The organism is Pseudomonas sp. GW821-FHT09C10 (genome assembly GCF_059418085.1).
Genome location: NZ_JBWKPE010000004.1, coordinates 385,629 through 401,957, shown reverse-complemented (window position 1 = coordinate 401,957; position 16,329 = coordinate 385,629). Strand labels below are relative to the sequence as shown.

Annotated in this window: 19 protein-coding genes; 6 read left to right on the top strand and 13 right to left on the bottom strand. The window is 60.8% G+C overall.

Translation table 11 applies throughout. The annotated features are described in order from the left end of the window. Positions 1-37: 37 nt before the first annotated feature. The 5 genes from AC07OT_RS11120 to AC07OT_RS11100 form a co-directional block, all read right to left on the bottom strand. Complete coding sequence (locus AC07OT_RS11120) at positions 38-769, bottom strand: carbonic anhydrase (protein ID WP_495108075.1); 732 nt, start codon at positions 767-769, stop codon at positions 38-40. 226 nt (positions 770-995) lie between these two features. Further along, positions 996-2,054 (bottom strand): PA0069 family radical SAM protein, encoded by a 1,059-nt coding sequence (locus AC07OT_RS11115; protein WP_495108074.1) that lies wholly within the window; start codon positions 2,052-2,054, stop codon positions 996-998. A gap of 70 nt (positions 2,055-2,124) precedes the next feature. Then, positions 2,125-3,423, bottom strand: coding sequence for a c-type cytochrome (locus AC07OT_RS11110; RefSeq protein ID WP_495108073.1), 1,299 nt, complete (start codon positions 3,421-3,423; stop codon positions 2,125-2,127). A gap of 12 nt (positions 3,424-3,435) precedes the next feature. Further along, a complete protein-coding gene (locus AC07OT_RS11105) occupies positions 3,436-5,220 on the bottom strand; it encodes a GMC family oxidoreductase (RefSeq protein WP_495108072.1) in 1,785 nt (594 codons plus the stop codon). Between the two features lie 2 nt (positions 5,221-5,222). Then, positions 5,223-5,975, bottom strand: a complete 753-nt coding sequence (locus AC07OT_RS11100) for a gluconate 2-dehydrogenase subunit 3 family protein (protein ID WP_027608123.1) — start codon at positions 5,973-5,975, stop codon at positions 5,223-5,225. Positions 5,976-6,249: 274 nt separating this feature from the next. Here AC07OT_RS11100 and AC07OT_RS11095 point away from each other — a divergent pair, with 274 nt between their 5' ends. After that, positions 6,250-6,936 carry a phosphatase domain-containing protein gene (locus tag AC07OT_RS11095; RefSeq protein ID WP_495108071.1) on the top strand — a complete coding sequence of 229 codons (687 nt, stop codon included), beginning with the start codon at positions 6,250-6,252 and terminating at the stop codon, positions 6,934-6,936. A 25-nt stretch (positions 6,937-6,961) separates the two neighbouring features. On the opposite strand, the gene AC07OT_RS11090 is transcribed toward AC07OT_RS11095, so the two are convergent. Together AC07OT_RS11090 and prlC are read right to left on the bottom strand one after the other, a co-directional pair. Beyond that, the gene (locus AC07OT_RS11090) at positions 6,962-7,234 is read right to left on the bottom strand and encodes a YheV family putative zinc ribbon protein (protein WP_495108070.1); all 273 of its coding nucleotides are present in this window, start codon (positions 7,232-7,234) and stop codon (positions 6,962-6,964) included. Beyond that, the gene (prlC, locus tag AC07OT_RS11085; RefSeq protein ID WP_174556988.1) at positions 7,231-9,330 is read right to left on the bottom strand and encodes an oligopeptidase A; all 2,100 of its coding nucleotides are present in this window, start codon (positions 9,328-9,330) and stop codon (positions 7,231-7,233) included. Before prlC ends, AC07OT_RS11090 begins: the two co-directional genes overlap by 4 nt. A 54-nt stretch (positions 9,331-9,384) precedes the next feature. Here prlC and AC07OT_RS11080 point away from each other — a divergent pair, with 54 nt between their 5' ends. Next, the gene (locus tag AC07OT_RS11080) at positions 9,385-9,927 is read left to right on the top strand and encodes a gamma carbonic anhydrase family protein (protein ID WP_065937880.1); all 543 of its coding nucleotides are present in this window, start codon (positions 9,385-9,387) and stop codon (positions 9,925-9,927) included. Next, positions 9,924-10,583 (top strand): HAD family hydrolase, encoded by a 660-nt coding sequence (locus AC07OT_RS11075; protein WP_065937881.1) that lies wholly within the window; start codon positions 9,924-9,926, stop codon positions 10,581-10,583. The genes AC07OT_RS11080 and AC07OT_RS11075 overlap by 4 nt, the downstream gene beginning before the upstream one ends. Positions 10,584-10,640: 57 nt before the next feature. Here the strand turns inward: AC07OT_RS11075 and AC07OT_RS11070 are convergent, their stop codons facing one another. After that, positions 10,641-11,684 carry an aminopeptidase gene (locus tag AC07OT_RS11070; RefSeq protein ID WP_495108069.1) on the bottom strand — a complete coding sequence of 348 codons (1,044 nt, stop codon included), beginning with the start codon at positions 11,682-11,684 and terminating at the stop codon, positions 10,641-10,643. A 110-nt stretch (positions 11,685-11,794) separates the two neighbouring features. Between AC07OT_RS11070 and AC07OT_RS11065 the strand changes: the two genes are divergently transcribed. Continuing rightward, a complete protein-coding gene (locus AC07OT_RS11065; protein ID WP_141156382.1) occupies positions 11,795-12,217 on the top strand; it encodes a PA0061/PA0062 family lipoprotein in 423 nt (140 codons plus the stop codon). Here AC07OT_RS11065 and AC07OT_RS11060 read toward each other — a convergent pair whose 3' ends face one another. Both AC07OT_RS11060 and AC07OT_RS11055 read right to left on the bottom strand, forming a co-directional pair. Next, positions 12,218-12,457 (bottom strand): DUF1161 domain-containing protein, encoded by a 240-nt coding sequence (locus AC07OT_RS11060; RefSeq protein WP_017734725.1) that lies wholly within the window; start codon positions 12,455-12,457, stop codon positions 12,218-12,220. 145 nt (positions 12,458-12,602) lie between these two features. After that, positions 12,603-13,034 carry an OsmC family protein gene (locus AC07OT_RS11055; RefSeq protein ID WP_141156381.1) on the bottom strand — a complete coding sequence of 144 codons (432 nt, stop codon included), beginning with the start codon at positions 13,032-13,034 and terminating at the stop codon, positions 12,603-12,605. A gap of 215 nt (positions 13,035-13,249) precedes the next feature. Between AC07OT_RS11055 and AC07OT_RS11050 the strand changes: the two genes are divergently transcribed. Beyond that, a complete protein-coding gene (locus AC07OT_RS11050) occupies positions 13,250-14,251 on the top strand; it encodes an LLM class flavin-dependent oxidoreductase (protein ID WP_495100752.1) in 1,002 nt (333 codons plus the stop codon). A 90-nt stretch (positions 14,252-14,341) separates the two neighbouring features. On the opposite strand, the gene AC07OT_RS11045 is transcribed toward AC07OT_RS11050, so the two are convergent. Then, entirely contained in the window at positions 14,342-14,566 is a 225-nt protein-coding gene (locus tag AC07OT_RS11045; RefSeq protein WP_005783407.1) for a DUF1161 domain-containing protein, read from the bottom strand. A 115-nt stretch (positions 14,567-14,681) separates the two neighbouring features. Continuing rightward, positions 14,682-14,897 carry a dodecin gene (locus AC07OT_RS11040; protein WP_027608132.1) on the bottom strand — a complete coding sequence of 72 codons (216 nt, stop codon included), beginning with the start codon at positions 14,895-14,897 and terminating at the stop codon, positions 14,682-14,684. A 156-nt stretch (positions 14,898-15,053) separates the two neighbouring features. On the opposite strand from AC07OT_RS11040, the gene AC07OT_RS11035 reads away from it, so the two are divergent. Continuing rightward, positions 15,054-15,380, top strand: coding sequence for an ElaB/YgaM/YqjD family protein (locus AC07OT_RS11035; RefSeq protein ID WP_003170746.1), 327 nt, complete (start codon positions 15,054-15,056; stop codon positions 15,378-15,380). Between the two features lie 8 nt (positions 15,381-15,388). Here the strand turns inward: AC07OT_RS11035 and AC07OT_RS11030 are convergent, their stop codons facing one another. Next, positions 15,389-16,285 carry a LysR family transcriptional regulator gene (locus tag AC07OT_RS11030; RefSeq protein WP_495108068.1) on the bottom strand — a complete coding sequence of 299 codons (897 nt, stop codon included), beginning with the start codon at positions 16,283-16,285 and terminating at the stop codon, positions 15,389-15,391. Positions 16,286-16,329: the final 44 nt, after the last annotated feature.

Here is a 16,329-nt window from a genome sequence, read left to right as displayed (position 1 = left end):
TCCATGGCAGCCACCGCTTTACCCGGCAGGGAAGTGTTTAGAAGCGCGCTTTAGGCGTCGCGGAAGGAATCGGCCCTTCGCCGCTCAACGGTCGGAATGCCGACTGATCAGCATCGTAGGCTCGAATTTCACTGGTCTCGATGTTGTAGATCCAGCCGTGAATAAACAGCTGACCGTTGGCCATGCGCGACGCCACCGAAGGATGGGTACGCAAATGCTGCAGTTGGGCGATGACGTTTTCTTCGGTGAGCACTTTCATGCTCTCGCCTTCGTTGGCACAGTCGCAATTGTCCTCGACCATGGACCTGGCGACTTCGGCGTGCCGCAGCCAGGCCCTTACCGTTGGCATCTTCTCCAGGCTGGCGGGGTTGAGGACCGCCCGCATGGCGCCACAATCGGAGTGCCCGCACACGATGATGTGCTGCACGCCCAGGGCCAGTACCGCGTACTCGATGGCAGTGGAGACACCGCCGTTCATCTGCCCATAAGGCGGCACGACGTTACCGACGTTGCGGGTCACGAACAGGTCGCCGGGAGAGCTTTGGGTAATCAGCTCAGGCACGATGCGCGAGTCGGCGCAGGTAATGAACATCGCCCGTGGGCTCTGGGCCGTGGCGAGTTTCTTGAAGAGTTCTTCCTGCTGAGGGAAGACGTCGTGATGGAAATGCAAAAAGCCGTCAACGATATGTTTTAGCGCTGCATCGGCAGACTCTGCCACCTGAGGGGCTGAAGCCGACGCAGCCAACGGCTGTTTATCCTTGTCACTCATGATTCATCCTCTTGATTAATGCAGGGGAGTTTTCAGGTCAGTTCGACGCCAGGCCAGTGAAATAGTTGTAAAAGCCACAAACCAGGCTGCCGACTCATCAGTCACTCGCTGAACAAGGTAACCACCGAAACTTAACTCAAACTGAATGAACCGCTCTAGATCGCGGGTTTCAGTGATGTCAAAACGCGACTATTCCTACAAGGAAGGTGCATTCCGCCTCATCAGTCTACAACAATGCCATCTGTCTGCCCGGAGGACAGAACGCCGTGCAATCCAGATTGAAGCCTTCTCTGCGATCGAGCCCCAGGCGCTTGATCGCCTTGCTGAAGCGCTGGGCCAGCAGGTCGGCAAACGGCCCCTCGCCCCGCATGCGGACACCGAACCGGCTGTCGTAGACCTCACCACCGCGCACCTGGCGCACCAGGCTCATCACATGGGCCGCACGCTGCGGGTAATGCACCGCCAGCCACTCCTCGAACAGCGGCGCCACCTCCAGCGGCAGGCGCAACATCATGTACGCCGCACTCTGCGCACCGGCGGCATGGGCTTCGGTGAGCAGGCTTTCCAACTCGCTGTCGTTGATCATCGGGATCATCGGCGAGCACAGCACGCCCACCGGGATGCCCGCCTCGCGCATCACCCGTATGGCCCGCAACCGTGCCTTGGGCGCGGCGGTGCGCGGCTCCAGGATGCGCTTGAGCTCATCATCCAGGCTGGTGAGGCTGATCATCACCGCCACAAGGCGTTGCCTGGCCAGCTCCGCCAGCAGGTCCAGGTCGCGCAGGATCAACGAGCCCTTGGTGATGATGGTGACCGGGTGCCGATAGCGCAGCAGCACTTCGAGGGTTTGCCGGGTGATCCTGTACTCACGCTCGATAGGCTGGTACGGGTCGGTGTTGGAACCTAGGTTGATCGGCGCACACACATAGCCCGGCTTCGACAGCTGCTGTTCCAGCACGTCGGCCGCATTGCTCTTGGCGATCAGCCTGGTTTCGAAATCCAGCCCCGGCGACATGTCCCAATAGGCGTGGCTGGGCCGCGCATAGCAGTAAATGCAGCCATGTTCGCAGCCACGGTAAGGATTGATGGAGCGGTCGAACGGCAGGTCAGGCGAGTTGTTGCGGGTGATGATGGTCTTGGCCGTTTCGATGCGCACTTCGGTGCCTTGGGTCGGCGGCACTTCCTGGTACCAGCCGTCGTCCTCGGCCACGCTGGCGGTGGGCGCAAAGCGGTTGTGCAGGTTGGTGGCCGTGCCCCGACCACGGGGCGGCAGCGGAGTAGACATGAAAGCGCCTCGATACTGTTTTTATATACAGTATAGAGGCGCGAGGTTCCTGACCAGTGCCGTCTGGCGGTCAGTGCTTTTGGGTGACCTGCCCCAGGTCATCGCCCGAGGTGGTGCGCATGTCGTTCTTGCGCAGGTCGGCCACGTCACTGGCTTTCACCGCGGCCCCCTGATTACCCCAACTGCCACGGATGAAGCTGACCACATCCGCCACTTCCTGGTCCGAGAGGCGCCAGGCGAACGCCGGCATGGTAAAGGTCGACGGTGCCGTGTGAGTGGCCGGCAACGTGCCGCCGTTCAACACGATGTTGATCAACGACGTGGCGTCCGCCGTCCGCACCACCGGGTTGCCCGCCAACGCCGGGAACACCCGTGTGTAACCATGGCCATCGGTACGGTGGCAGGCCGCGCAGTTGTCGATATACACCGAGGCACCGGGCTTGCTGTCATCGCCCTTCCACAGCGCCTCGGCCACCTGCTTGTCATACTGGTGCGGCTGGTCCTGCGGGTCCACCGCCGGCAGGCTCTTGAGGTAACGGGCGATAGCGGTCAGGTCGTCCTGGGACATGTACTGCATGCTATGCACGACCACGTCGCTCATACCGCCAAACACCGCACTGCGATCACTGCGACCGGTCTTGAGGAATTGCACCAGCTGCGCCTCGCTCCAACTGCCGAGGCCGTCCTTATGGTCACCGCGCAGGCTCTTGGCGATCCAGCCTTCCAGTGGCGCGCTGCCGGACAGGAAGGCCTTGCCGTCAGTCGCGCTCAGGGCTTTTTCCTGCATGGTCAGGGCGCGTGGTGTATGGCACGCGCCACAGTGGCCAAGGCCTTCCACCAGATAAGCGCCGCGGCTGATCACCGGGTCTGCGTCGGCCATGACAGGCTTATCCACCACCTCAGGGGCAAACATCCAGCGCCACGCCGCCAGCGGCCAACGCATGCTCAACGGCCACGGAATGTCACTGTCCTTGTTCTCCTGGGCGACCGGTTCCACGCCCTTCATGAAGTACGCATACAACGCCTGCATATCGCTTTCGCTGACACGCGCATAGGACGGGTAGGGCATCGCCGGGTAAAGCGTACTACCACTCTTGGCGACACCGTGACGCACGGCCTTGTCGAAGTCCTCGAAGCTGTAGTCGCCCAGGCCGGTCTTGTCCGGGGTGATGTTGGTGGAATAGATCACACCGATGGGGGTTTCCATCGGCAGGCCACCAGCGAACGGTTTGCCGCCCTTGGCGGTGTGGCAGGCCACGCAGTCGCCGGCGCGGGCCAGGTATTCGCCCTGCTTGATCAGGTCGGTTTCGGCGGCACTGATCGAGCAGCTGCTGAGCAGGGCAAACGTCGCGATAACAAATGCTTTCATGGTCATCGCTCCTTATGCCTGAACCAGCGGGCCGGGGTTTTTCAGGTACTGCTCGCGGATCGCCCGGGCCGACCAGTAGGTCAATGCCGCCACCAGGCCGGTAGGGTTGTAGCCCAAGCCCTGTGGGAAAGCGGATGCGCCGGGGACAAACACGTTGTGCACATCCCAGCACTGCAAGTAGCGGTTCAGCGCACTGGTCTTCGGGTCGGTCCCCATGATCGCGCCACCGTTGAGGTGGGTGGTCTGGTAGGACGCGGTGTTGAAGTGCTCACCGACTTTTTTGCCCAGTACGGCTATCGCCTTGGGGTTCATCGCTTCGGCGACCTTGCCCATTTTCTCGACCATGAAGCGGTTCATCTTGATGTCGTTTTCCTGCCAGTTGAACGTCATGCGCAGCAACGGCAGGCCGTAGGCATCGCGGTAGACAGGGTCCAGATCCAGGTAGTTACCCCGGTAGGATTGATGGGCACCGTGTGCATCCATCGACACCTGGTGGGTGTAGTAATCGGCGGTGGCGCGCTTCCAGGCACTGCCCCAGGCCGGCGTGCCGGGCGGATTGGACGTACCGGCAATCGGCCGGCTGCCGGCCTGGTTGACCCACATCGGCGAACCGCCCACAAAGCCATGGGGCCCGTGATCGAAGTTGTCGGCGTTGAAGTCATCGATGGCTACGCCATTGCCGCCGGCACCGATAAAGTTGTTGGTATGGGTGTCCTTGTCGAAGAACGCCTTGATGGTGGCCATGTTCTGGTAAGCAAAGTTCCTGCCCACCACACCCTCATTGGTCATCGGGTCGTAAGGCTTGCCGATGCCCGACAGCAGCATCAACCGCACGTTGTGGAACTGGAACGCGCCGAGGATCACCAGGTCTGCCGGTTGTTCGCACTCTCGGCCCTGGGCGTCGATGTAGGTCACGCCGGTGGCCTTGCTCTTGGTGCTGTCCAGATTGACCTTGAGCACGTGGGAGTTGGGCCGCAGCTCGAAATTCGGCACCTGGCGCAGCGCCGGCAGGATATTCACGTTCGGCGAGGCCTTGGAGTACATGTAGCACACGTAGCCGCTGCAAAAACCGCAGAAGTTGCACGGGCCCATCTGCGCGCCGTAGGGGTTGGTGTAAGGCCCCGAGGTATTGGCTGACGGCAGGTTGTAGGGCTTGTACCCGACGCTGGCGGCGGCTTTCTGAAACAGCTGTGCGGAGACTGTGTTCTTTTGCGCTTCCAACGGAAACGGGTTGGAACGGTCCGGCGCATAGGGGTTGCCGCCACGCCCTTCGCCCACCACCTGGCCTTTCACGGTCCAGGCCTGGCCTGAGGTGCCGAAGACTTTTTCCGCATAGTCGAAAAACGGCTCCAGCTCTTCGTAGCTCACGCCGAAGTCCTGGATGGTCATGTCCTTGGGAATGAAATGCTTGCCGTAGCGCTCTTCGTAATGGCTGCGCATGCGCAGTTCAATCGGATCGACACGGAAATGCACGCCCGACCAGTGCAAGCCCGCACCGCCCACGCCGTTACCCGGCAAAAACGCGCCGAGCTGACGGTTAGGCAAGGCAACGTCATTCACGCTATGGCGAATCGTCACCGTCTCCTTGGAGATGTCCTGGAAGAGTTTTTTACGCACGCTGTAGGTCAGTTCGTCGATGACCTGGGGATAGTTGCCGTCCGGGTAAGTGTCCTGCATCGGGCCGCGCTCCAGCGCCAGCACGTTCAGTCCGGCTTCCGTCAGCTCCTTGGCCATGATCGCGCCGGTCCAGCCAAAGCCGACAATCACCGCATCCACTTTCTTCATGATGGTCGCCACGTTTATGCCCTCTCGCCGCGGATGGATACTGCCGGGAAGGGGTACTGCTCGTTGCGTTCCACCCAGTCCATGAAATCGGCGCGGGCGCCGGGGAAACCAATCATGGTCCAGCCGACCATGCCTTTGTTGCCACCATGGATCGGGTCGCAGAAGAAGCCTTCCTTGGTGTTTTGCAGCAACAGATTGAAGAACATCTTCGGCGGCACCGCGTCAAAATGTGCCGTGACCTCACTGCCGCCCGCCTCCAGGCGTCGCAACATATCGTCTCGGGTAGCGCTGTCTTGCGCAGCAAAAACTTTGCCGTTGAACGCCTTCGACCAGGCATCCGTCGCGGCAATACCCAGGCGATAGATATCCTTGGGCACCAATTTGCTCTGCCAGCCCATCTCCGGCGGCGCATCGGCATTAAACGGGCCTTGCATGAACCACAGCGCACCGCTGGCGTAAGGCGTGTTCATCTGCCGGTCGATGTACTCCGGCGCGCCAGCTTCCAGGGCGCCGGGGCCTTGGGCATCGGCCGGGATCAGACGCTCGACGGCAGCGTTGATAAACGCCCATTCCTCGGCAGTGAAATAGCTTGGCTCGTAGGCTTTTTCGCTGGCCGCAGGCTTGGCTGGCGCAGCCTCGACCGGCGCAGGCGTCGCCATCAGCATCGAACCGCCAAGGCCGGTGCTGGCAACCGTGACCACCGGGATCAAGGTCAAGGATTTGCGTAGAAAGTCACGCCGGGGGTTGTCTTGATCTTGATCAGACATGGTGGCACCTCATCATGTGGTCACGGGGTTATCAGCCGCTTCTAGGGAGTGGCTTGGCGTTGTCGGGCGGCGAACTGGATCCAGGTGATCCAGGGAGATAGAGCGCAGCGCGCAAACAATAGTTACAAATGATAGCAGCCTAAGCATCGAGAGAATCGCTTCAGCGACTAAAGATTGAGGATTCACGATTCTTTGACGCACACCTCACACCTCCTTGACCCGCCGTGACCGACTCTGGGCGCCATCAACCACTCCCTATAGGGTGACGTCGCCCATGTACAAGCATCATTGGTTGCCGGCCCTGGGCCTGGCGCTCATGGCACTGTTCACCACAGCTTTTGCGCGGGCCGATGACACTACGTCCCTGCGTTCTCCAGAATGGGCCCAGCCAGTGGGCGACCGCTACAACCTGCATCAAATGACGCCCACGCTCTATCGCAGCGCATTGCCGGATAGCAATGCAGCGCCGTTGCTGGAACAGCTCAAGATCGGCACCGTGATCAACTTCCTGCCCGAGTCCGATAGCAACTGGCTGAAGGCGCCAAGCATCCGTCAGGTTCAGTTGAGTTATCGCACCAACCATGTGGATGACTCTGACGTGCTGGCGGCACTCAGGGCGATCAAGGAAGCGGAAGCTGACGGCCCGGTGCTGATGCATTGCAAGCACGGCTCTGACCGCACCGGCCTGATGGCGGCGATGTATCGCGTGGTGATCCAGGGATGGAGCAAGGAGGATGCGTTGAACGAGATGACCTTGGGCGGTTTCGGCACCAGTAACGGCTTCAAGGACGGCGTTCGCTACATGATGAGGGCCGATATCGACAAGTTGCGCACAGCCTTGGCGAATGGCGATTGCAGCACCAGCGCCTTTGCGTTGTGCTCAATGAACAGCTGGCTGAACCCGGCGAACAAGGATCACGAGCCCGCCGAGGAAAAAACCGCACTGCTGGTCACCCCCTGAGACGCACTCCCAGGGGGTAGACGAATCAGTCTTTCGTCAGCTTCGGGTTAGGGAAGAACTGCACCGCCTGCACCTTCGGGTCCGGCGCTTTCAACGCCGATGTATTGACCCGCGTGCCCAGTTCCTTGGGCACCGACAGGCCTTGATCATTCAGCGTATCGGTATACCCGCAGGCCACGCACTCGCGATGCGGCACGCTGTCCTCGGTCCACATCTTCAACTTGTCCGGCTCGCTGCACGCCGGGCAGACCGCCCCGGCGATAAATTGCTTTTTGGTAATCACAGGCCCTTCACTCATGCTGCTGCGTCCTCACTCAGGCCGCTGTGGCGCAAGAGTGCGTCAATCGACGGGGCACGTCCGCGGAAGTCGACGAACAGCACCATCGGCGCCTGGGAACCGCCGCGCGCCAGGATCGCCTCGCGGAAGGCACGGCCGGTCTCGGCATTGAGCACGCCGTCTTCTTCGAATTTGGAGAAGGCGTCCGCCGACAGCACTTCGGCCCATTTGTAGCTGTAGTAGCCCGCGGCATAACCGCCGGCGAAGATGTGCGCAAAGCTGTTGGGGAAACGGTTGTAGGCCGGAGGACGCATCACCGACACCTCATCGCGCACACCTTCAAGCACCTGCGCCACGCTGCGGCCATCGCCATGGGTGGCATGCAACTCGAAGTCGAACAGCGAGAACTCCAACTGGCGCACCATCATCAGGCCGGACTGGAAGTTCTTCGCCGCGAGCATTTTTTCCAGCAGGTCCTGGGGCAGTGGCTCGCCGCTTTCATAGTGGCCGGAGATCAGCGCCAGGCCTTCCGGCTCCCAGCACCAGTTCTCCATGAACTGGCTCGGCAACTCCACCGCATCCCATGCCACGCCATTGATACCGGACACGCCGGCATGCTCGACGCGGGTCAGCAGGTGATGCAGGCCATGGCCGAATTCGTGGAACAGGGTGGTCACTTCATCGTGGGTCAACAGGGCAGGCTTACCGCTGTCGGCCGGGGTGAAGTTGCACACCAGGTTCGCCACCGGGCTTTGCAGCACACCGTCGATGGTGCGACGACGGTCGCGCGCGCCGTCCATCCAGGCACCGCCACGCTTGTTGGCGCGGGCGTACAGGTCGAAGAAGAAGCGCCCGACGTGCTGGCCGTTTTCCTTGATTTCAAACAGGCGAACATCCGGGTGCCAGGTGTCGAAGCCTTTTTGCTCGGCAATCTCGATGCCGTACAAACGCTGCACAATGGCGAACAGGCCGCCCAGCACCTTGTCGATCGGGAAGTAGGCGCGCAGGGCTTCCTGGGACACGCTGTAGCGTTGCTCACGCAGCTTTTCGCCGTAGAAACCGCTGTCCCAGCTTTGCAAGTCAGCGCAGCCTTGTTCGGCGGCGTAGGCCTTGAGCTGTTGCAGGTCCTGGGCAGCGAACGGCTTGCTGCGCTTGGCCAGGTCACGCAGGAAGCTCAACACCTGGTCGCTGGACTCGGCCATCTTGGTGGCCAGGCTCAGCTCGGAGAACGAGGCGTAACCCAAAAGCTTGGCCAGTTCCTGACGCAGGTCGAGGATCTGCTCCATCACCGGGCCGTTATCGTTCTGACCGGCATTCGGCCCTTGGTCTGACGCACGGGTGCAGTAGGCCGCGTAGATTTCTTCACGCAGGGCGCGGTCCTGGGCGTAGGTCATGACCGCGTAGTAGCTTGGAAACTCCAGGGTGATCAGCCAACCGTCGAGGCCTTTGGCCTGCGCGGCAGCGGCCATCTGCGCCTTGGCCGAATCGGTCAGGCCGGCGAGGGTGGCTTCCTCGGTGACGTGCTTGGTCCACGCCTGGGTGGCGTCCAGCAGTTGGTTGGAGAATTTGCTGCCCAGCTCGGAAAGCTTGCTCTGCACTTCGGCGTAACGTTTTTGCTGCTCAGGCGGCAAGTCGATACCCGAGAGGCGGAAGTCGCGCAGGGAGTGTTCAAGAATAGTTTTTTGCGCCACGTCGAAACCGGCGGCTTCCGGGCTGTTGGCCAGGGCTTCGAAGGCTTGGAACAGCGCGCGGTTCTGGCCCATCTCGGTGGAGTAGGCACTCAATGCCGGCAGGCACGCCTCGTAGGCTTCGCGCAGCTCGGCGCTGTTGCACACGGCGTTGAGGTGGCTGACCGGGCTCCAGGCGGCGCCCAGGCGATCATTCAATTCGTCCATAGCCAGCACGAGGCCGGCCCATGTCGGATTTTTACCCTGGCTTTGCAGGATGCCTTCGATGGCAACACGGTTGTCGGCGAGGATCTGTTCGATGGCCGGTTGCACGTGCTCGGCACGGATCGCCGAGAACGGCGGCAGGTCGTAGGACTGCAGAAGAGGGTTGTTCGCGCTCACGGTTGGCACCTTGGCTGAAGAAACATGTAAGAACAAAGATGGGGCCATCTTAATTACAATCAACGTCCACCGCAGCTATCAGCACATAAGAGAGAGGCTATCGTGACCCTTCGCACCTATCAGAACCACACGCCAACCCTGGGCACCGGGGCTTTTGTCGATATTTCGGCGGTGGTGATCGGCGATGTCGAAATCGGCACCGACAGCTCGGTCTGGCCGCTGACCGTGATTCGCGGCGACATGCACCGCATCCGTATCGGCGCGCGCACCAGCGTGCAGGACGGCTGCGTGCTGCACATTACCCATGCCGGACCGTTCAATCCTGACGGTTTCCCGCTGCTGATCGGCGATGACGTGACCATCGCCCACAAGGTCATGCTGCATGGCTGCACGGTGGGCAACCGGATTTTGATCGGCATGGGCAGCATCGTGATGGACGGCGCCGTGGTGGAAGACGACGTCATCATCGGCGCCGGCAGCCTGGTGCCACCGGGCAAGAAACTCGACAGTGGTTTTTTGTATGTGGGCAGCCCGGTTAAACAAATCCGCCCGCTGACTGACAAGGAACGCGCCTTTTTCACCTACAGCGCCGCCAACTACGTGAAGCTCAAAGACCTGCACCTGGCTGAAGGATTCGACCAATGACCCTCCCTTACCAAACCGTCCTGTTCGACCTGGATGGCACCCTCACCGACCCACGGGAGGGCATCACCCGCTCGATCCAGTACGCCCTTGGCAAACTGGGCATCGACGAACCCGACCTGACCCAGCTCGAACACTTCATCGGCCCGCCGTTGCTGCAAGCCTTCATGCAGTTCTACGACTTCGATGAGGCCAAGGCCTGGGAGGCGGTGAATTTCTACCGCGAGCGCTTCAAGGTCACCGGGCTGTATGAAAACCGCGTATTCGACGGCGTGATGCCGCTGCTCGAAGACCTGGGCAAGCAGGGCCGCCAGTTGTACGTCGCCACGTCCAAGCCCTGGGTGTTTGCCCGCGAGATCGCGCGGCATTTCGATTTTGCCAGGCACTTCAAGGTGATCTACGGCAGCGAACTGGACGGGACACGCACCAACAAGGTCGAGTTGATTGCGCATCTGATCAGCGAAGAAGGCCTGGACCCGGCGACCACCTTGATGATCGGTGATCGTAAGCACGACCTGATCGGGGCGCGCAGCAATGGCGTGGATTCGGCGGCCGTCGGTTACGGGTTTGGTAGTTTCGAAGAGTTGAACGCCGAAGCGCCGACCTGGCATTTCGAGACGTTGGCGCAGATGCATCAGGCGTTTTTGCAACGGCCCTGAGGCCGCCACGGGGGAAAGCCTCCTCCCACATTGGGAGCGGCTTGCCCCGATGAGGCTCTACAGATCAGGACCTTCCAACCGCCTCAACGCAGCCTTGCGCTGCCCCACCGGCAACTCGCCCATCTTCTCCACTGCGGCGTAAAACTTCAGCCAATCGCCGCCTTCCTGCCTGAACAACGCCGCAAACGCCGGCACCCACCGGTCATACAGCCCGAACGGCAACAACCGCGCATTGTTCATCGGCAGGTTCATCCAGGCGTCATAACGCTTGTCCCCACCCCATTGGCTATCGCGCATCTGCCGGTACTCACGGCGCAACGCCTCGAATTCGGCGGCCTTGGCCTGGCGCATCGCCTCGACGGACAGCGGTTGCGCATAGAGTTTTTCCAGGCGCTTACGTGTATCGAGGATCAGCTGGGTAAATTGGTCCCGCTGCTGCCGCGTCGAGCTGCCAAGCGGCGCCAGGCCCTGGGCCGCGCGCCACTGGCGGGTGCCTTCCTGCTCGACGAAGCTGGCAAACGACTCGTTGAATTCGGTGTCATCCTTCACGTAGAACCGCTGGTGCGCCAGCTCATGGAAAATCAGCGTGGCCAGGCGTTCGTCGCCCCAGTTCATCATCGAATTCATGATCGGGTCGTTGAACCAACCCAGGGTGGAATAGGCTTCGACGCCACCTATCGATACGTCCATGCCTTGCTGGCGCAACAACGCCGCCTCACCCCGTGCCGCGCCCTGGCGGTAATAGCCGCGATAGGCCACGCAACCGGCAATGGGGAAGCAATGGGTTTGAGGCGCCAGGGAAAATTCCGGCGTGGCGAAGACATTCCAGACCACATAGGGTCGACCAATATCCGCATACAACCGGTAACTTTGGTTGTCCGGCAAATGCAGGTGTTCGCTGGCGAAGGTTCGGGCTTTCTGTGCTTGAGCCAGATGATCACGCAGCCCCTGTGGCCGCGACGGATCGGCGATGACCTCGGCAACCGGTTCCCGGGCTCGCAACAGCTGCCACTGACCACCTGCCAATTGGCTGTAGTAACTGACGCTGGAACAGCCACTGAGCAGCACGACTATCAACCCTGGAAGAAAACGCCTGACCATGCCCCGACCGCTCCTGGGTGATGTGTTCGCCAGACTATCGCGCCTGAAGGGGATTTTTCCATGGCGTGGCGTGTTTATACTCAAACCTCTCCTTGCGTTGAGTACCTGCCATGCGCCAGCTCCTGCTTCCCATCGTCGCCCTGTTGCTCAGCGCCTGCGCTTCGACCCCCCTGCCGCCGGTCGACCCGCATCAGGCCTGGGTCGATTTCGCTACGCCGACGCCGGGAGCCAAGCTGGTGATGGCGCAGCGCCTGGATGGTAAGAACCTGCCGGACGGACGCTACTTCCAGGTGCCACCGGGCAGTCACGAGTTGATGGTGCGCTTTGATTTCGAGGTGCCGACCGGCGGCAGCCTCAATGGCTTTGGGCAAACGGCCGACCGCACCTGTTTCATCACGCTGCAGTACGACCATTTCGAGGCTGGCCAACGCTATCGCCTGGAAGGGCGCTCATTGGCCTTCACGCCGAATATCAGGCTGTATAACGCCGCTCGCCAATTGCTGGCGGAAGAACGCAGCGTCAACTGTCTCTGATCAGTCGTTGTTCTTCTGATAGATGATGGCTTTGGTACCGTTCTCACAGCTGCCGACGACCATGGCGACGTCGTGCTTGTCAGCCTCTTCCTTGCTGACAATTTCCAAGGTGTAGGACGGAACCGCGTTCGCCTGGATCTTGACCTCAATCTCTTTCCTGAGCTCTTCGCAGTCTTTTGGTGCGGCCACAGCCGATGTGGCCAACACACCGCAAATGATCGCCAAAGCAAAACGTTTCATGTGTGAAGCTCCCTGAATGCATGCGCACGGGTGTGCGCCTAAGGCTGCATAGGCTATAGGACCACATTCGGGAAACACGAGTTCTGATTTAACGCAGAACAAAATGTGGGAGGGGCTGGCCCCCTCCCACAGTGGACCTGCAATGTCAGCTGACCAGCGTCGCATCCAGGCTGATCTTCGCATTCAGCACCTTGGACACCGGGCACCCTTCCTTGGCCTTCTTGCTCAATTCATCGAACTGCGCCTGGCTGGCGCCCGGGATCTTGGCCTTGAGCACCAAGTGCACGGCGGTGATCGCGAAGCCACCTTCGACCTGGTCCAGGGTCACTTCGGCCTGGGTGTCGATGCTGTCAGCCTTGAGCCCGGCATCGCCGAGAATCATGGAAAAAGCCATGGAGAAACAGCCGGCGTGGGCCGCGCCAATCAGTTCTTCAGGATTGGTACCCTTGCCGCCTTCGAAACGGGCCTTGAAGCCGTAGGGCGCTTCGCGCAGCACGCCGGTTTCGGTGGAAATGGAGCCCAGGCCAGTCTTCAGATCACCTTCCCAATGCGCGGATGCCTTTTTAACGATACTCATAGCTTTCTCCTCGAACGGTGGTTTTGCGTCGGTAAGGTTCTGAGGATAGACGCGCCGGCAAAGTTCAGTTGTAAGAGAAACCTAGCGATTAAGTAGGAAATTTCATTGCCGCTATTGAATCTCGGGTATATGCCCTCATTGCATAGAGCATGCACATGAAGCGGCAGGTTTTGGTTCGTCTAAGAAGCCTGCGCCCCCATTGGAGAAGCAGGCTTATGAATTCGCTGTCCGACGTAAAGTTTTCGACCCTCGACCTGGTGCCGGTGCGTGCCAACGGCAGCCCGGCGCAGTCGCTGCGCAATTCCCTGGATTTGGCCCAGCATGTGGAAAAGTTCGGCTACAACCGTTTCTGGGTGGCGGAACACCACAATATGGATGGCATCGCCAGCTCGGCCACCTCGGTATTGTTGGGCTACCTGGCCGGCGGTACCTCGACGATTCGCGTCGGCTCCGGCGGCGTGATGCTGCCCAACCATGCACCGCTGGTGATCGCCGAGCAGTTCGGCACCCTGGAAAGCCTCTACCCAGGGCGTATCGACCTGGGCCTGGGCCGCGCGCCCGGCTCCGACCAGATGACCGCCCGCGCCCTGCGCCGTGAACGCTCCGGCAGTGCGGATGACTTCCCGGAAGACGTGGCCGAGCTGATGGCCTATCTCGGCCCACGCACGCCGGACCAACGGGTGATTGCGGTGCCCGGCACCGGCACCAACGTACCGGTGTGGCTGCTGGGTTCCAGCCTGTTCAGCGCGCAACTGGCGGGCGAACGCGGTTTGCCCTACGCCTTCGCCTCCCATTTCGCACCGCGTTTGATGCACGAGGCGATTCGCGTGTACCGCAACCACTTCAAGCCCTCGGCCGTGCTGGACAAGCCTTACGTGATGCTCGGCATTCCGTTGGTTGCCGCCGACACCGATGAACAGGCCGACTACCTGGCCACCTCGGTGTACCAGCGCATCCTTGCCTTGATGCGCGGGCAAAGCCTGGTGCAGCGCCCACCCGTGAAAACCATGGACGGCCTGTGGCTGCCCCATGAAAAAGACGCCGTCGGCAGCTTCCTCGGACTGGCAATGGTGGGCAGCCCGGCGAAGATCCGCGCCAAGCTGGAAGTGCTGATCGAACAGACCGGCGCCGACGAATTGATCTTCACCTGCGACCTGTACGAGCACGCCGATCGGATTCATTCCTACGAGCTGCTGGCGCAGTTGATGAAGGGCTAAACCCCCAGGCGAAAAAAAACCGACGCACCTGTGGCTAGGGAGCTTGCTCCCTAGCCACAGGTGCGTCGGCTTCAAGCCTGCCACACGGAATTAACCGCGCTTGTAGACGATTTCCTTGGTACCACCTTCACAGGTGCCAACCACTTTAGCGTCGGTCGAGGCGCCTTTATCCACGACTTCCAGGGAATAACCCGAAGCGCCCTTGGCGTCGATTTTCGCTGCAATTTCACTTTTCAGCTCTTCACAAGGCTTGCCCGCCGCCAGGGCTGTGCCCGCAATGCTCAACAAACCTACCGCTAACAGGAACTTCTTCATCCGTCACTTTCCTTGCGCTGATTGAAACGAGCGTGCCGACGCTGCAGGCATCGGCACCCATTGTTTGTAGCGCAGGTTATGGCAATCGGCCAGCCGGCAAGTTCAACCGACGCGATCAACTACTGGCAATTCGAAACCCCACCTTGAGCGTGACCTGATAGTGGGCGACCTTACCGTCCTTGATATGACCACGGGTCTCCGTCACCTCAAACCACTCCAAGTGCTTGATGCTCTTATTGGCTTCGGCCAGGGCATTGTTGATTGCGTCTTCGATGCTGGTGGTGGACGAACCTACCAATTCGACTTTCTTGTAGGTGTGATGATCAGACATGGTGTTTCTCCTGAGGGTCGTCAATAAAGCCTAGCAGTCATTGTTCATACTGCTTCTGGCGACCGTTCCTACCCGAAAGTTCAGATTTACTGCACTTTCTGAAAACGCTGGAGTCGGTATCTACACACGCCACTCAATCACTTCAGGAGAATTCACATGGCCAACACTTCTTTACGCAAAGCGTCGCTGGAAAGCATGGAAGCCGAGATTTCGAGCCTGCTCAAGTCCCTTGAGAGCCTCAAGGACGATGCGTCGGATGAGTCGCGCAAAACCCTGAAGGCCCTGAAAAGCAATGCCGAGAATGCCCTCAAGCATTCCCGTCACCTGATCAGCGATGCCTACGAAGAAAGCAAAGTCAAAATCCGCGAAACCGGTGTTGCCACCCGGGACTACGCACAAGAGCACCCATGGACCACCGCCGGCGTCGCCGTTGGCGCACTGGGCCTGCTGGCGGCTTACCTGCTGTGCAAACGCGGTGACTGATTGACAGGCTACACCGGCTGGCGCGCCAGCTCAGCCTTGAACCAGTGCGCCAACTGACCCGCGCGCCCGTCTGCGGCGCGCTTGGGTAGCCACAACGCCAGGTGCGCCGGGGTTTCACTGAAACCCCACGGCGCCACCAGGCGACCCGCGCGCAGGTCCTCTGCTACCAGCGGTTCTGGCGCAATCGCCACGCCCAACCCCGCAACCGCCGCCTCCAGCAAATAATACAAATGCTCAAAACCCTGGCCGTGTTTCAGCGCGCCGGGCTCGATGCCGTGCTGTTGCGCCCAACTGGGCCAGGCTTGCGGACGGGACGTGGTGTGCAATAAAGCTTCGCCACACAAGGCGTGCGGCGGCGCCTGGCGCAGGCGCTCGTAACCGGCAAAACGCGGGCTCATCACCGGGCCGATACGCTCGCTCGCCAGCTCATACACCTGCATATCCGCCGGCCACGGCGGTTCGGCGAAGACCAGCAGGGCGTCGAGGCCGGGGCGGCGGGGATCGAGGTCGCCGTCGCCCGCCGACAGGTGCAGGCGCAGGTCCGGCAGGTCGGCATTCAAGCGTCCCAGGCGCGGGATCAACCAACGCGCCAGCAGACTGCCTGAACAGCCGAGCACGAAAGGTGCGTCGGCGCTGGCCTGGGTGAGTTCGGCGCACACGTCCCGCAGGCGCTCGAACGCCTCGGCGCTGGCATCTCGCAACCGCACACCCGCATCTGTGAGTTTAAGGCCGCGCCCGTCCTTGATGAACAGGCTGACACCCAAATGCTCCTCCAGCACTTTCAACTGGCGGCTGACCGCACCGTGGGTCACGTGCAATTGCTCGGCAGCCTGGCTGACGCTGTTGAGGCGGGCAGTGGCTTCAAATGCGCGCAGGGCATTGAGGGGCGGGAGGTCGCGGCTCATCTGTGAGTTTTCCTGACAGGTTGCAGCGATCTTATCGGTTTTCA

Excerpts from the sequence above, each read along its gene's own strand:
- AC07OT_RS11075 (WP_065937881.1), top strand. The coding sequence starts at position 9,924 with ATGACCCTCCCTTACCAAACCGTCCTGTTCGACCTGGATGGCACCCTC.
- AC07OT_RS11095 (WP_495108071.1), top strand. The coding sequence starts at position 6,250 with ATGTACAAGCATCATTGGTTGCCGGCCCTGGGCCTGGCGCTCATGGCA.
- AC07OT_RS11035 (WP_003170746.1), top strand. The coding sequence starts at position 15,054 with ATGGCCAACACTTCTTTACGCAAAGCGTCGCTGGAAAGCATGGAAGCC.
- AC07OT_RS11090 (WP_495108070.1), bottom strand. The coding sequence starts at position 7,234 with ATGAGTGAAGGGCCTGTGATTACCAAAAAGCAATTTATCGCCGGGGCG.
- AC07OT_RS11060 (WP_017734725.1), bottom strand. The coding sequence starts at position 12,457 with ATGAAACGTTTTGCTTTGGCGATCATTTGCGGTGTGTTGGCCACATCG.
- AC07OT_RS11115 (WP_495108074.1), bottom strand. The coding sequence starts at position 2,054 with ATGTCTACTCCGCTGCCGCCCCGTGGTCGGGGCACGGCCACCAACCTG.
- AC07OT_RS11030 (WP_495108068.1), bottom strand. The coding sequence starts at position 16,285 with ATGAGCCGCGACCTCCCGCCCCTCAATGCCCTGCGCGCATTTGAAGCC.
- AC07OT_RS11040 (WP_027608132.1), bottom strand. The coding sequence starts at position 14,897 with ATGTCTGATCATCACACCTACAAGAAAGTCGAATTGGTAGGTTCGTCC.
- AC07OT_RS11055 (WP_141156381.1), bottom strand. The coding sequence starts at position 13,034 with ATGAGTATCGTTAAAAAGGCATCCGCGCATTGGGAAGGTGATCTGAAG.
- AC07OT_RS11050 (WP_495100752.1), top strand. The coding sequence starts at position 13,250 with ATGAATTCGCTGTCCGACGTAAAGTTTTCGACCCTCGACCTGGTGCCG.
- AC07OT_RS11100 (WP_027608123.1), bottom strand. The coding sequence starts at position 5,975 with ATGTCTGATCAAGATCAAGACAACCCCCGGCGTGACTTTCTACGCAAA.
- AC07OT_RS11110 (WP_495108073.1), bottom strand. The coding sequence starts at position 3,423 with ATGAAAGCATTTGTTATCGCGACGTTTGCCCTGCTCAGCAGCTGCTCG.
- AC07OT_RS11070 (WP_495108069.1), bottom strand. The coding sequence starts at position 11,684 with ATGGTCAGGCGTTTTCTTCCAGGGTTGATAGTCGTGCTGCTCAGTGGC.
- AC07OT_RS11065 (WP_141156382.1), top strand. The coding sequence starts at position 11,795 with ATGCGCCAGCTCCTGCTTCCCATCGTCGCCCTGTTGCTCAGCGCCTGC.
- AC07OT_RS11120 (WP_495108075.1), bottom strand. The coding sequence starts at position 769 with ATGAGTGACAAGGATAAACAGCCGTTGGCTGCGTCGGCTTCAGCCCCT.
- AC07OT_RS11045 (WP_005783407.1), bottom strand. The coding sequence starts at position 14,566 with ATGAAGAAGTTCCTGTTAGCGGTAGGTTTGTTGAGCATTGCGGGCACA.
- prlC (WP_174556988.1), bottom strand. The coding sequence starts at position 9,330 with ATGGCCCCATCTTTGTTCTTACATGTTTCTTCAGCCAAGGTGCCAACC.